We start from the raw sequence: 12,287 nt of genomic DNA, 5'->3' as shown, positions 1-12,287 counted from the left end.
GAACTCAAAACAACTCCCGTGCAGGTTCCCCTCGCGGACGTTCGGTTCAAAAGAGTACGTTCTTCTGCAACTCCGCGAAGTCTTACTTCGAGCGGAGGATTCCCATGATGACGATATCCTCGTATTTTCCGCGCACCCAGGCATGTTGGCGCTGACGACCCTCGATCACGAAACCTGCCTTCTCATACACACGAATGGCGCCCGTGTTGGATTCGATCACCTGCAGATGGACGCGGCGCAAGTTGCAGCGTATGAAGGCGAACTCGACGATCTGCTAGATGGCTGCGGTCCCGATGCCCTTTCCACGGGCTTCGGGCACCAGGGCGATACCAACCTCGGCGTGGCGGGCTAGATCGTCGAATTCGAAGAGTGAAACACTTCCGACTGCGGCACCGTCCACATCAATCATGAAACGCACACTTTTGTCTGAATTATCGGCATCAAGCTGCGCCAGCCGGGCCTTGTAGGTGTCTCGATTTAGCGGAGCAGGAGTTGCCTCGCTGCGTTCCTCCCACGTGGTCAAATCGTCGGCGATTTGGAACAAGACGTCGAAGTCATCTTCGGAACGGGAACGAAGTGTGATGGTTCGTGAGCTGCGCATGCTCAGAATCCTATCAATCGACGCCGGAGGCACGAGAGAAACGTGCATGCAGCGAGGGCAGTCACGGGTGATCCATCTACAGTCCTTCCGGGGTACGGGGGAATTTCGAATTAGTCGTTGTCCCGATGGTGGTTCCCGCTACCTGCGCGGAGCCCTGCCTCAGTAGTAAATGCTGACATTCATACGGCCCCCAACTGAAAATGACAGTTCATCTCAGTTTCTCCTTCACTTCCGATAAATGCAGTTCTGCACAGTCAACGATGAGGCAACTTGGGTTCAAGATCGTTCTTGCGCCCAGCCGGACAAAAGGTCTTGATTAAATATCTAGATACAACTTATACTTAGATACATGAGCGACGATGAGGTGAAATCGGTATGGCCCGCAACCTGGACCCGTGCCGCATTGGGAACGGCAGTTCTCGCCAGTCTTGAAAACGGGGCACTGCACGGTTACGGGATTGCGCAAGCCGTCAATGAGCTTGGATTTGGGCGACCCAAGGGAGGATCCCTCTATCCGCTACTGACCGGTCTGGAAAACGACGGCGCCGTCATCGCGCAATGGGAGCAAGGACAAAATGGTCCCGGAAAACGCAACTATGCGTTGACACCGCACGGACATTCAAGGCTCCACGAAGAACGTCGCGCCTGGCATGCTCTAGCCAACTCTCTCGGCGCGCAGAAACCAGATACTGATAACGACTCGGACCCACAAGGAATGAAGCCATGACTCAGAACTCCGCAGAATCGGACACCGACATTGATCTCACCAAACTCATCAAAGAGTTTCATGCCGCCCGCGGCCAGGAAGACGACGTTAACTGGGTTCGAACCGCTGCAGGTCGACTGATGCTCGATGGCGTCAAAATTTCAGCTGCGAAACAAGCCTTCGTCGACCTGCTTCCAGTACTCAACGAAGCGCAGGAACCGGCAGAAGATCTGTTTGGGGACCCAAAGCTTTGGGCCAAAGAACAGCAGGAACATTGGCAACAATCCGGAACTCCTACTCAGGACCGGTACCCGCTGTATTCCTTCAAGCAGCTCACCCAAACAATCTGCTTTAGCGCAGCCCTGCTCAGCGTGGTCGTGACCATCGTGGTCCTTATCGATGATGGATGGACAACAAAACTGAGCTGGGCAATGCTTGGACTTCCGTTCTTCTTCACGACTATTTCCGTAGGCATAGTGCAGTTCTGGAATCTTGCAGTGCGGAAATTTACTCGCCTTAAGGCAATGGCCTGGACTGCGACGATCTTCGCCGTCGCCGGGATTGCCCTCGGCGGGCTCGCCATTGCCCTTCAGGGGTCCCCGGGCACAGCATCCGTTCTTTGGTATCTGGCTCCGGTACCGATGTATGCGCTCTTTTACTACCTCATCGAGAAGTTTTCAAAGCGCAATTCTCCGGGTTCTCGGTCGACCACACCGAAGCTTGGAGTAGCAACACACGAGGAATGGATCCGCCAACTTCAGGAAAACCTCCGACTTCGTGATGACCTTAGCGACCGACGGATTCGTGTCATCGTCGACGAAACCCGCGCATTCGCCGTTGAAGCCGACGCATCACTACCTACGGAATTCGGCACGCCGGAGAGCTACGCAGCCAGCTTCGCGCCCAATACCTCGTTCCGCTCACGCCGCGAAGCATTGGGCTGGACTGTCGGTAGCGCACTTGTAGCGTTGCTGCTTGTGGTCTCAATAGACAACGCGCAGTCGCTCTACTCCTGGCAGTCCGTGGTCTTCGCGGCATTGCTCGTCGGAACGATCTGCTACGCAGTCCAAGGCTGGCGGAAATCTTTCAAGAATTAGCAGTGCGGCCCACAGCGTTGAACCCTCAGTCGACCTTCAACGGAGTAATCGCCGCGAGTTTTTCAGCAATACGATCCTCCGCAAGTACCAATTCATAGTGTGCCTGCAAATTCAGCCAAGATTGTGGGTCGATCCCGAAATAACGCCCGAGTCGAAGTGCGGTGTCAGCGGTAATCGCGCGCTTACCGTGCACTATTTAGTTAATACGGCGTGGTGGAACTCCAATCGAGACCGCAAGCTTGTTCTGGGTGATCCCGAAGCCGTTGATGAAGTCCTACATCAGCACTTCGCCGGGGTGAATCGGGGCCCTTTTCTCAGTGGTAGTCGACTTCTCAGTGGTAGTCGACGAGTTCGACATCTTGTGCACCTCCAACTTTCCAGGTGAAACAAATACGCCATCGATCATTCACACGAATGCACGACGAACTAAGCCTATAATCCGGCAACAGCTCGCTGTTTTTGAGCAGCCTGTTAGCGCCAATCAGTTTCTGAACTAGGTTCAGCGACGACCGATGACTAGGCTGAGTAGATGGCGACAGTTATCCTCGTGCGGCACGGCCGCACCACAGCCAATGCAACCGGGCTTTTAGCCGGACGAACTCCAGGCGTGAGCCTCGATGAGCTGGGACAGCAACAGGCAACTTCAGCCGGCGAGCGCCTCGCGCGTGTGCCACTGGTCGGGGTGGTTTCCAGCCCACTTCAACGCTGTCAGCAAACCGCGCAGTACATCCTCGATCGGCAACCCGGCACCCTTTATGCTCCCACCGAGGACGACCTCACCGAGTGCGACTACGGCCAATGGCAAGGACGCATGCTCAGCGAGCTGGCTACCGAAAAATTGTGGCCGGTTGTTCAGTCCCAACCATCGGCGGTCACCTTTCCCGGTGGTGAATCTATGGCCACCATGCAGTCCCGCTCGGTGGCCGCCATTCGAAGTCACGATGCAGCCTTTGAGGCGGAGCACGGTCCAGGAGCAGTCTGGGCGGCGGTCGCTCATGGAGATATCATCAAGTCGATCCTCGCCGACGCACTGGGCATGCACCTGGACATGTTCCAGCGTCTGAATGTGGGCCCTGCATCAATTTCGATCGTGCACTATGGCGCCAACCGCCCTACCGTCCACGCGATCAACACCGATGCCGGAGACCTATCCTGGCTATCAAACGCTAGCCACGCAGCCGATGCGCCCGTCGGCGGCGGCGCCGGAACACAAACTACACCCACTACCGGAGCATAAGATATTTATATGCCTACACGTATTCACGAATTTTCTTGGCCCGATAGGGTCGTCGTTGGCGTCATCGGCCTTCCCGGTGACCGCACGTTCTACCTCCAGGTCCGCACGGGCAAAGAGATTGTCAGTGTTGTGCTTGAGAAACAGCAGGCCGCGCAGCTCGCGGAAAATATCGATGACATTCTTGATCAGCTGCTCACCGTGGATGGAAACCCCTTCAGCATTCCCACCGGAACTCCCATCGAGCTAGTGGACAATGACCCGCTCGAAGATGATCAGGAGCAGTTTCGTACTGGCGCGATGAGCTTGGGTTGGGACCCATCCACCTCGCAGATCGTCATCGAGGCTCACCCCATCCCGGATGAAGATCCCGACGCGGCGCCCGCGCAAGAGACTGAAATGCTTCGCGTGCGGATGCCGGTAGGCACCGCCCGCGCCTTCGCTAAGCGCACCCGCGAGATCGTGGATGCCGGCCGTCCGATGTGCACCCTCTGCGGTTACCCGATGGACGCAGACGGACACACCTGCACCATCCACGAAAACTGATACACATGGCCGATCTGATGACCACCGAGCTCACGCTCACCGGCAGACTCACCACGGCGTCAAACGCAACCTTCCTTGGCAACATCGGTGAGAAGGTCGTCGTTTACAAGCCGATCGCCGGAGAGAATCCGCTGTGGGATTTTCCCGAGGGCCAGCTGGCTCATCGGGAGGTCGCCGCCTATCTGGTTTCGGAAGCCTTGGGCTGGAATATCGTGCCACGCACCTGGCTGCGCGATGGTCAGTTCGGTGAAGGCATGGTGCAGCTGTGGCAAGAGCAAGATCACGACGAAAACGCCATCGATCTGGTCCCTGCCGAGAGCGTTCCACAAACCGGTTGGAAACAGGTTTTTCAGGGACGCGGCGAGAATGGTGAATTGCTCGCCCTCGTTCACGAGGACTCCCCCGCGTTGCGGCGTATGGCGGTATTTGATGTCATCGTTAATAACGCCGACCGCAAAGGCAACCACATCCTGGCGATGACCGGTGGACACCGATACGGCGTGGACCACGGACTTACCTTTCACCGCGAGCACAAGCTGCGCACGGTGTTGTGGGGCTGGATCGGCGAAGCACTCACCGCTGAGGAGCATGCGGGTGTCGCGCGCATCAGCGAAGGACTGCATGCTGAGCTGGGGCAAGAACTGGCGGAGCTGCTGACCGCCGACGAACTCGCTTCTCTCGCGCAGCGCTGTGAGCGGTTGCTTTCCGCAGGTCAATTCCCCAGCCCGAGCGGGGAGATGCCAGCGGTCCCCTGGCCGCTGTTCTAAGCGAACGGGGCTAGGCGAACAACGGGTTACCAGATTCGCAAGTCCGCGCTTCGTATCGTTCGAATCCAAACACCGGGTGTTAGAGATTTTGCGCCAAGACCGATGAACTGCCGACGGGCGAGTCCGTCGCGGCAATGTGGCACATCTAGGCGCCCGTGGATTTGCCGTGTAGTCGCACCACGCCATAGCCTGCTTGTATGCGCCCCGAAACTAGCCGCAGCAAAGGCGAAGAACTCAGCCAAGCCGAACGCGACATCCTTGCCTTGCTATGCAGTGCCACCGATGCCGAATCAGCAAAGGCACGTCAGCAGTTGCAGTTCTCCCGCTGGGACGGGTTCCAATTCGACGAGTGCGAATGCTTCCTTATCGCAGTCACCAAGGGGCCCGAGTGCAAGCGCATCAGACATGGCGGCGGACCGTTTTCCTCTGCAACCGTGCTGCAAAATGAAAAAGCTTTGGGACACCTAGATCTTTGGGTTATCGACGGTTACCTTCACTCCCTGGACTACATGCCATTCGAAGATGACCCCGGCTACATGCCGTTGACTACTGAGTACACCTTCGATTTCATCGGCAGGCAGTAACTACTAATTCCCGCTGCTTGATTTCATTGGTCCGCGCTCTGTGCTCAGGTTGCTCGACTACGAAAATTCACTCACGATCCGGTAATGCCCTTGAATTCATCACCCTGGCTAGACCACGAGGCGGATCCCCACCGAGTTCTGACACAGACCAGCTAGGTGATGATCGCAGCGCTCTTGCACGTAAATTGACTTCACCCTTGGTACTTAGTCAACAGTGCTGTGGGAAGGTGGCAGGAATCCTCGGGGAAACGCGCGAGCCGATCCTGATGTTCTTCGGCGCTTCGCACATAGGTGGCAAGTGGCAGTACCTCGACCGCGATGCGGTCCGCATCATCCCTTGCAGCGATGAAGGCCCGAGCCGCTTCGAGGTGGGCCGGCGTAGTGGAATACACTCCAGTGCGGTACTTCAGACCGGTATCCGGTCCCTGTTGGTTCACGCTGTAAGGATCGATAATTTCAAACAGGTACGCCATCAGTTGCTCGACACTGACAACCGTCGGATCAAAACGGGTTCGGACACATTCTGCATAACCGTCGTAGTCGCTATCGATGTGCCCGCTGGTGCCGTTGGCTCTTCCAGCCTCCGTGAATGTCATGCCGTTCAGCGTCGCGATGAAAGCCTGTACACCCCAGAGGCAGCCACCGGCCAAATAAAGCTCCTCAACCTCACACTCCACATCCATAATGCCGATCTTACTGCCAGCTACGTGTGGATCCATCGGTGGATGAAGCGGTACTCAGCCAGGGATCTGTTGCATGACTTGTTGAGTCGAGTGAGAGCAGCGATATCTGTTGAAACGAAACTCCATCACGTTCCGGTACAGGCGAGCTTCTCCTTCAGCGAGGTAGCCCGTCCGCATCTTCATCGTCCGGCGTGATGATCATGCCTTCATGAGTTACCGTCGCGCCAATCATTTTGCCCCTTTTATCAAGAAACACCACATCAACATCACCCAGCCCAGTCCACTGCTGCGAGCTCGTGGACTCAGGAAAGAAACATCCAAGACTGTCAATGGCTCGGATAATGTCGCGATCGTAGGCAAACCTCCGCTTAATCACCGTAGGACGTGGCCGAAAATAATAACCGTTCCCAGACTCGACGCCGACTGTTCTGGTAGATTCCAGATGCGCCAACTGCTCCAGCAGCGGGTGGTCGCCGTCGCCATTATTAAAGACAAAATCTACGTAAACGGTATTCGGCCGAAGTGAGTGCATCCACGCGGACTGCTCCGCGCGTGATACGAACTTCCCATACCCAGAAGACACGGTCACTCCTTGGAAGTTTTGTGAGTCGATGAGCTTTCAGAATAACGAAAAATGGGCCGGACACGCACCAATATGTGGATCCTGCCCTCTCGCCCGTGAAACCAACTAGTGGTTAGAACGGAACGCGACTATACATTAAACCTAAACTCAACGGAGTTCCGGTACATACCAACCTCCGCGGACATTGGTGCGCGGCACGCGGGTCTGATTGCGGAACAACCAGCGGCATAGCAGTTCATACTTGTCGACATCGCTGCACATCCGCGCTTCGCGAAAAAAGCGAGCGTCGGAATCTGCAGAGCCTCCCACCCGGCCCAGCGCAACTCGTGTACGGCCTTGATCATGCGCTTGCATCACCGCGGCGTCGAAGTACGGAACGAGTCTCATCTTCCGTCGGCTGGAGGCCAGCCACCCAGGCAACAACGATCGCGTCACCGACGAAGGCACCTCGTGAGACATCATCGGGAAGCCACGTGCACGCGGCGAGCCTGTTCTGGGTGATCCCCTAAGCCCTCGATGAAACCTTCCATCAGAATCTCCAGCAGGGCTCCCCCAAGCGTTGCATCATTTATCTGGAAGAGACTGTATATATCTGCTAATCTCCGGGAAGTCGACGACCAGTGTGTCCCAGACTGCCCCGTAATCGGTGCTCTCGTAGTGGTGTGCCAACCGGTCACGCATCTGCTTGATCAATGACCAAGGTACTTCCGCGTACCGGTCGGTCGTGGCTCTACTTAGTCGAGCAACATTCTCTCCGAGCTTGATGATCAGCGATTCTGCCGCAAGACCGGGCACGTTATCAGGATCCGCAAGATACCATTGGTCACCACGTGCCACGAGATTCGCCCCGACGCCGCACAGACGGACAATCTCATTCAACGACGCAGCATCCCGGTCATTCATATCGCGACCGCCGTCGCCAAAATCTCATGGCCAGCAGGCAGGCCGCCGTCGGTCACCACATCGACCTCGACGCCGAGCAAGTTGCTCGCTTCCGCAGCGAACGCTGCGATCGTAAGTAGACCTGTACCCGGTGACCGGGTGACAAGAAGGTCAAGATCACTGCCGGGAGCATCTGTGCCGCGAGCCACAGAGCCAAAAACTCGAACGTTATCAAAGCCATACCGGGCTGCAAGCCTGACCAGGTCGGCACGAAAGGCAACGAGCGCTTCATGTGGCAGCGGTCGCGTAGCTGTTCGCAGACGTTCGAGCATCTGAACCGAGACGTTGCGACGCCCACCTTCGTAGGCAGCAATATTGGGCTGAGCAACACCCGACCGACGAGCAAGCTCTGTCTGGCTCAGGCCTGCGGCCTCCCGAAGGGCTCGAACCGAATTCACCATAGCCTGATTATATCGCGTGATATGACCCTAACAATAGAAAAGTACGCCTTTTAAATGCGTTTCACCCTGACCATCAGTGATGGTCGTGGTGAAACACAATACCGCGTGATGAGTTAGACGTTGAAGCGGAACTCGACCAGGTCGCCGCACATACGAACCTCACACGACATGCCGTTTCTTGCTTTTCCGGTCAGTTCTTGGCCGCGGACACCCGACGGATCAGTCGTGCGCCCACCTGGCATACCAATGCGGCGGGCAGGAGCAATGCGACGCCGTTGACCGTGTCACGAAACCGCAGCTCGCACCCGTCCCGCTGGAGCTCTCGACGCGCTATGAGCGCCCCGGGAAGCATGATTGGCAAAGCCGTCGCAACACCGGCGGTGTAACCACGCTGCGCGACTGAAGCGCCGAGGTGAGTCACGACGTGGGCTTCCAGCCCGGCAACGACTGCCCGATAGATCGCCGACTTCCCGGTAGAACGTACGCCGCGGCCACACGCCACCGCCACCAGAATTCCCATCAGACCCACAGCGATCCACGATTGCTGCGGCGTGATCCTGAGCTGTTCTATACCAGTGCGATCCACGAGACGATCGCAGGAAGTAGGAAACGCAAACGCTTCCTCGATGTCGTGGACTATCCACGCCGCAAAAAGTGCAGCCGGCCCCTTCCAACTCACAATTCAGCCTTCCCTCGCGCATCCAACCCGGATGAATCTGCTCGCGGACCTACGCGCCCACCAGCATTATTTCACGGCCGACTGAGTGCTTGAAACTATGCGATCGAGAGATTGAACCGGAACTCGACTAAACGTGAAATCTATATTCAACCGCGTCGCCGCATATACCAATCTCTATACGCAGTTCGCTACTTTCCAGACTTGACCTTGCCGTTACGGCAACGTTTACGGTTTCTAACTATGACTATTTCAGTGATTGACAGCGGTTCGAGCATGCGCCGAATCATAACAGCGACACCCGATGAGCGCGCCGATCTGGTCCGTGAGATGTGGTCTCCGCTGGCAGGGATGTACCACTTCGTTCCCGGAGGGGTGGACATGGCCACCGTACACCGCCAGAACTTCGGCTTCGATTGGGAGAGCACAACCGAACCAATTCAGGAGGGCCTCGAACGTCTCGTCGAGGCAGACGCCTGGAACCGCATCACCGAGGCGCTCAAGTCCGGAACCGAAGCCCTGCAGTTAGCCAAGCCGAACATCGAGATTCCCGCTCTGCAGGTTCTTCTCGTATTAGGCGATCCCGCTAACAAACACTTCGTTAACGAAGTCCAGGGACTGTCCGCATTCGGCGGAATCAGCGGCTACATCACCATCACTATCTGGCCCACGCCCCAGGTTCTCGAACGGCTCGAAGCGATTGCCGTTCATGAACTACACCACAATGTGCGGTATTCGCCCGGCGGAGTCGTATGGGATCCGATGACGGTCACCGTAGGCGAACAGGTGATCTCGGAAGGGCTTGCAGACGTGTTCGCTGCGGAGCTGTACGGTGACACTGGATATACGCACTTCGTCAGCGAGAGCACCCATCATGATGACGAAGTCCTCGCGAAAGTCGCGGCCGGGCTGCACATCACCGGAATGCAAAACTTCACTGCTTGGGTGCATGGTGACGCGAGTGCTCGTCTTATGGGCGCAAACCCAGTGGGGCTGCCCACCGGTGCGGGCTATGCCGCCGGTGCACGACTTGTTCAGGCGTATCTCGATGCCACTGGTTCCACCGCGGCTCAGAGCATCGGCACGTCAGTGGACGAGGTTCTACGTGTGGCCGCGCCTCAACTGGGCTTGCGTCTCAATCGGGAATACTGAGAACGAAGTCAAGCAACAGGAGGAAGTCCTTGGAATGGACCGTGCACCAACTCGCGCAGCGTGCGGGCATTAGCGGACGCACGCTGCGCCACTACCACCAGATTGGGCTGCTCGAACCGGACCGCATTGGGTCCAACGGGTATCGCTACTACGGGCGCGACGCGGTCGCCCGGCTGCAGCGAATCCTGCTGTTGCGGGAAACAGGCATGCCACTGCAAGACATCGCGACCGTGCTCGATACGCCTGTGACGCCTGAGCTGGAAATCGAAGCACTCGCTGGACATTTGGAGTTCTTGGCTCGGGAACGCTTCGCTCTGGATCGACGCATTAACGCGGTGGAGCACACCTTGTCAATGCGTCGACAGGGACGCGAACCTCGCATGGATGTCATGCTCGAAGGATTCAACGACCGATACGAGACTGAGGTTGTCGAACGTTGGGGGCGCGAAGCATTCGACGCGTCGAATCAGTGGTGGCACGAGAAATCATTCCGGCAACAGAAGGATTGGAAGGCCAGAGCCGACGCCCTTCTCGCTCGTTGGCGTGAGATCCATGAAGAAGGACATGACATCGACTCCCCCGTCGCGCAAGAACACGCGGCCGTTCATCTGGAGTGGTTCAAGGAGATTCCTGGTACTCCTACCCACACAGGCGATACGGCGAAGTCCGTCGACATGATCCGAGGTCTAGCGGCTCAGTATGAATCGAACCCCGACTTCCATATCGCCTTTGGCACAAAGGAAGCCGCGGCGTTCGCCGCAAACGCGTTGCGGCTTCACGTGCGAACATTAGAGTCCCTCCCTAGGGAGTGAACTTGCTCCCCTGAGGTTAGATTGAAAATCTAAGTTCAACGGTGACACTCTTCTTTACGATGCTCGCCTTACCGCCACGCTACATTCCTCGCAGCCGTTGACGCTGAGCGCAAAAACGCACCCGGCTTCAAGAAACCGAGGGCGTTTGGGAAATGAAGATTACACGTTGAAGCGGAACTCCACCACGTCGCCACGGTTGGCAAACCTTTGGGCTCAGACCACCCGGACGCGCTGGTCGCCGACCACGTACTCGATTGCCAGCCCGCCACCGACTGCCTCGAGGTAGCTGCGGATCGTGCTGACTTTCGAGCTATCGAGGTCGCCGTGCTCGATCTTGGAGACCTGACGCTGACCCACGCCGATGCGCTCGGCGAGCTGAGCCTGAGTCAGGCCCGCCTCCTCGCGCAACTCGCGGAGGCGGTATGCACGCACCTCGGCGAGCATCCGTTCCTTGTGCGCCTCAACGAGCTCCCGGTCCACGGGGTGCTTAGCGACAAAATCTTTCAGGGTCTTAGCCATCTCGATCTTTCTCCTTACAGTCTGCGCAGGTGCTCATCGAACAGGTCATCGGCCAGTGGAATGTTCGTCTTGTACCAGCGTGTCCAATCGTCGGCCTTGTCGCCTGCGATCAGCATGATCGCCGAGCGTTCGGGATCGAATACGAACAGGACCCGCAACTTGGACCGGCCGGATGAGCCCGGCCTGAGCTCTTTCATGTTGCGGTGCCTAGACGACGACACAGTGTCGACGATGGGGCGACCGAGCTGAGGGCCCTGGTCCTGAAGCAACTCGATCGCGGCGACCACCTGCGCGCGCGAGTCGTCGTCAAGCGAAACGAGCCACTGGGCGATCAGCTCGATATCCACGCTCCACATGCCATTAGCTTAGACCCTGCAGGATCTACTTGCAATATTCACGCGTTGGCTCATAGAAGGTACCGCCGAATCGGTGATACCTGGACGTCCGGTTTCTCCAGGTCTCAGTGCCGGAACGTCTCGATGAGCCGTAGCGCCCAGATGACGATCACTTGATCAATCTTTGTCCGAGGCAGATCGGTTCGCCGAACTACAGCGAAGGCGAAGGAGGTGTCAAGACAGTACGCACAGCCCGAGTGCATATGCTGTTACAACGAAGCGCTCCCCGGATTCCGAATCCAGGGAGCGCTTCGTTCGTGATGACAGGATCTAGACGTTGAAGCGGAACTCCACCGAGTTCCGGTACATACCAACCTGTCACTGTGCAGTAAGGGTGCAACTCCGGGGTACAGATCCACAGAGGGTCACCGGGGATCTCACTCAAGGCTGACACAGAGGGCTTACGCCGACTTAGACACGGTACTGATTATTGACAGCGAGCGGAGCTGTGCGCGTCGGCTTCGATCCGTGAATGCGAGCGCACCAAAGGTTTAGTTCGAGAAACGGAACTCCACCCCATTCCGACACCGAGCAATCTCTTCCGCCACTGTCGTTGTGCGAGCCAGCACTGATGAGCCGCGCCTTCGCG

General features: G+C 57.3%; 16 protein-coding genes and 2 pseudogenes. 8 read left to right on the top strand and 10 right to left on the bottom strand.

Annotation, left to right across the window (positions count from 1 at the left end; all coding sequences use genetic code 11):
• Window positions 1–82 precede the first annotated feature (82 nt).
• Window positions 83–601, bottom strand: a pseudogene (locus tag IEX04_RS19170) (GNAT family N-acetyltransferase).
• A 349-nt stretch (window positions 602–950) separates the two neighbouring features.
• Between IEX04_RS19170 and IEX04_RS15300 the strand changes: the two are divergent.
• Both IEX04_RS15300 and IEX04_RS15295 read left to right on the top strand, forming a co-directional pair.
• A complete protein-coding gene (locus IEX04_RS15300; protein WP_096255899.1) occupies window positions 951–1,328 on the top strand; it encodes a PadR family transcriptional regulator in 378 nt (125 codons plus the stop codon).
• Window positions 1,325–2,404, top strand: a complete 1,080-nt coding sequence (locus IEX04_RS15295; RefSeq protein ID WP_188686918.1) for a hypothetical protein — start codon at window positions 1,325–1,327, stop codon at window positions 2,402–2,404. The genes IEX04_RS15300 and IEX04_RS15295 overlap by 4 nt, the downstream gene beginning before the upstream one ends.
• A 25-nt stretch (window positions 2,405–2,429) precedes the next feature.
• Here IEX04_RS15295 and IEX04_RS15290 read toward each other — a convergent pair.
• Window positions 2,430–2,672, bottom strand: a pseudogene (locus tag IEX04_RS15290) (HigA family addiction module antitoxin).
• 261 nt (window positions 2,673–2,933) lie between these two features.
• Here IEX04_RS15290 and IEX04_RS15285 point away from each other — a divergent pair.
• From IEX04_RS15285 to IEX04_RS15270, 4 genes are all read left to right on the top strand, one after another.
• A complete protein-coding gene (locus IEX04_RS15285; protein WP_188686915.1) occupies window positions 2,934–3,641 on the top strand; it encodes a histidine phosphatase family protein in 708 nt (235 codons plus the stop codon).
• Window positions 3,642–3,650: 9 nt separating this feature from the next.
• Window positions 3,651–4,184, top strand: a complete 534-nt coding sequence (locus IEX04_RS15280; protein ID WP_188686913.1) for an Rv2134c family protein — start codon at window positions 3,651–3,653, stop codon at window positions 4,182–4,184.
• Between the two features lie 5 nt (window positions 4,185–4,189).
• Window positions 4,190–4,951: an Rv2133c family protein gene (locus IEX04_RS15275; protein ID WP_382344655.1), complete on the top strand. Its 762-nt coding sequence runs from the start codon at window positions 4,190–4,192 to the stop codon at window positions 4,949–4,951.
• Between the two features lie 197 nt (window positions 4,952–5,148).
• Window positions 5,149–5,535: a hypothetical protein gene (locus tag IEX04_RS15270; RefSeq protein WP_096255889.1), complete on the top strand. Its 387-nt coding sequence runs from the start codon at window positions 5,149–5,151 to the stop codon at window positions 5,533–5,535.
• Between the two features lie 191 nt (window positions 5,536–5,726).
• Here IEX04_RS15270 and IEX04_RS15265 read toward each other — a convergent pair whose 3' ends face one another.
• The 6 genes from IEX04_RS15265 to IEX04_RS15240 all read right to left on the bottom strand — a co-directional run bounded on the left by IEX04_RS15265 (window position 5,727) and on the right by IEX04_RS15240 (window position 8,823).
• Window positions 5,727–6,254, bottom strand: a complete 528-nt coding sequence (locus tag IEX04_RS15265; protein WP_229677181.1) for a peptide-methionine (S)-S-oxide reductase — start codon at window positions 6,252–6,254, stop codon at window positions 5,727–5,729.
• Window positions 6,255–6,372: 118 nt separating this feature from the next.
• The gene (locus tag IEX04_RS15260) at window positions 6,373–6,801 is read right to left on the bottom strand and encodes a hypothetical protein (protein WP_188686910.1); all 429 of its coding nucleotides are present in this window, start codon (window positions 6,799–6,801) and stop codon (window positions 6,373–6,375) included.
• Between the two features lie 147 nt (window positions 6,802–6,948).
• Complete coding sequence (locus tag IEX04_RS15255; RefSeq protein WP_188686907.1) at window positions 6,949–7,188, bottom strand: hypothetical protein; 240 nt, start codon at window positions 7,186–7,188, stop codon at window positions 6,949–6,951.
• 177 nt (window positions 7,189–7,365) lie between these two features.
• On the bottom strand, window positions 7,366–7,704 hold the full coding sequence (locus IEX04_RS15250; RefSeq protein WP_188686902.1) for a HepT-like ribonuclease domain-containing protein: 339 nt from the start codon (window positions 7,702–7,704) through the stop codon (window positions 7,366–7,368).
• Window positions 7,701–8,144 (bottom strand): type II toxin-antitoxin system RelB family anti-toxin, encoded by a 444-nt coding sequence (gene relB, locus IEX04_RS15245; RefSeq protein WP_188686899.1) that lies wholly within the window; start codon window positions 8,142–8,144, stop codon window positions 7,701–7,703. The genes IEX04_RS15250 and relB (IEX04_RS15245) overlap by 4 nt, the downstream gene beginning before the upstream one ends.
• A 190-nt stretch (window positions 8,145–8,334) precedes the next feature.
• On the bottom strand, window positions 8,335–8,823 hold the full coding sequence (locus IEX04_RS15240) for an HXXEE domain-containing protein (RefSeq protein ID WP_188686896.1): 489 nt from the start codon (window positions 8,821–8,823) through the stop codon (window positions 8,335–8,337).
• Between the two features lie 240 nt (window positions 8,824–9,063).
• Here IEX04_RS15240 and IEX04_RS15235 point away from each other — a divergent pair, with 240 nt between their 5' ends.
• Together IEX04_RS15235 and IEX04_RS15230 are read left to right on the top strand one after the other, a co-directional pair.
• Window positions 9,064–9,972, top strand: coding sequence for a DUF2268 domain-containing putative Zn-dependent protease (locus IEX04_RS15235; protein WP_188686893.1), 909 nt, complete (start codon window positions 9,064–9,066; stop codon window positions 9,970–9,972).
• Between the two features lie 29 nt (window positions 9,973–10,001).
• The gene (locus tag IEX04_RS15230; RefSeq protein ID WP_188686889.1) at window positions 10,002–10,784 is read left to right on the top strand and encodes a MerR family transcriptional regulator; all 783 of its coding nucleotides are present in this window, start codon (window positions 10,002–10,004) and stop codon (window positions 10,782–10,784) included.
• Between the two features lie 213 nt (window positions 10,785–10,997).
• Here the strand turns inward: IEX04_RS15230 and relB (IEX04_RS15225) are convergent, their stop codons facing one another.
• Window positions 10,998–11,303, bottom strand: a complete 306-nt coding sequence (relB, locus tag IEX04_RS15225) for a type II toxin-antitoxin system RelB family anti-toxin (protein WP_188686886.1) — start codon at window positions 11,301–11,303, stop codon at window positions 10,998–11,000.
• Window positions 11,304–11,317: 14 nt separating this feature from the next.
• Window positions 11,318–11,659 (bottom strand): type II toxin-antitoxin system RelE/ParE family toxin, encoded by a 342-nt coding sequence (locus tag IEX04_RS15220; RefSeq protein ID WP_188686882.1) that lies wholly within the window; start codon window positions 11,657–11,659, stop codon window positions 11,318–11,320.
• Window positions 11,660–12,287 lie beyond the last annotated feature (628 nt).

This window comes from Glutamicibacter ardleyensis (assembly GCF_014644555.1).
GTDB lineage: Bacteria > Actinomycetota > Actinomycetes > Actinomycetales > Micrococcaceae > Glutamicibacter > Glutamicibacter bergerei.
Note: the sequence above shows the minus strand (reverse complement) of the source record. Positions and strands in the feature narration are given on the sequence as shown.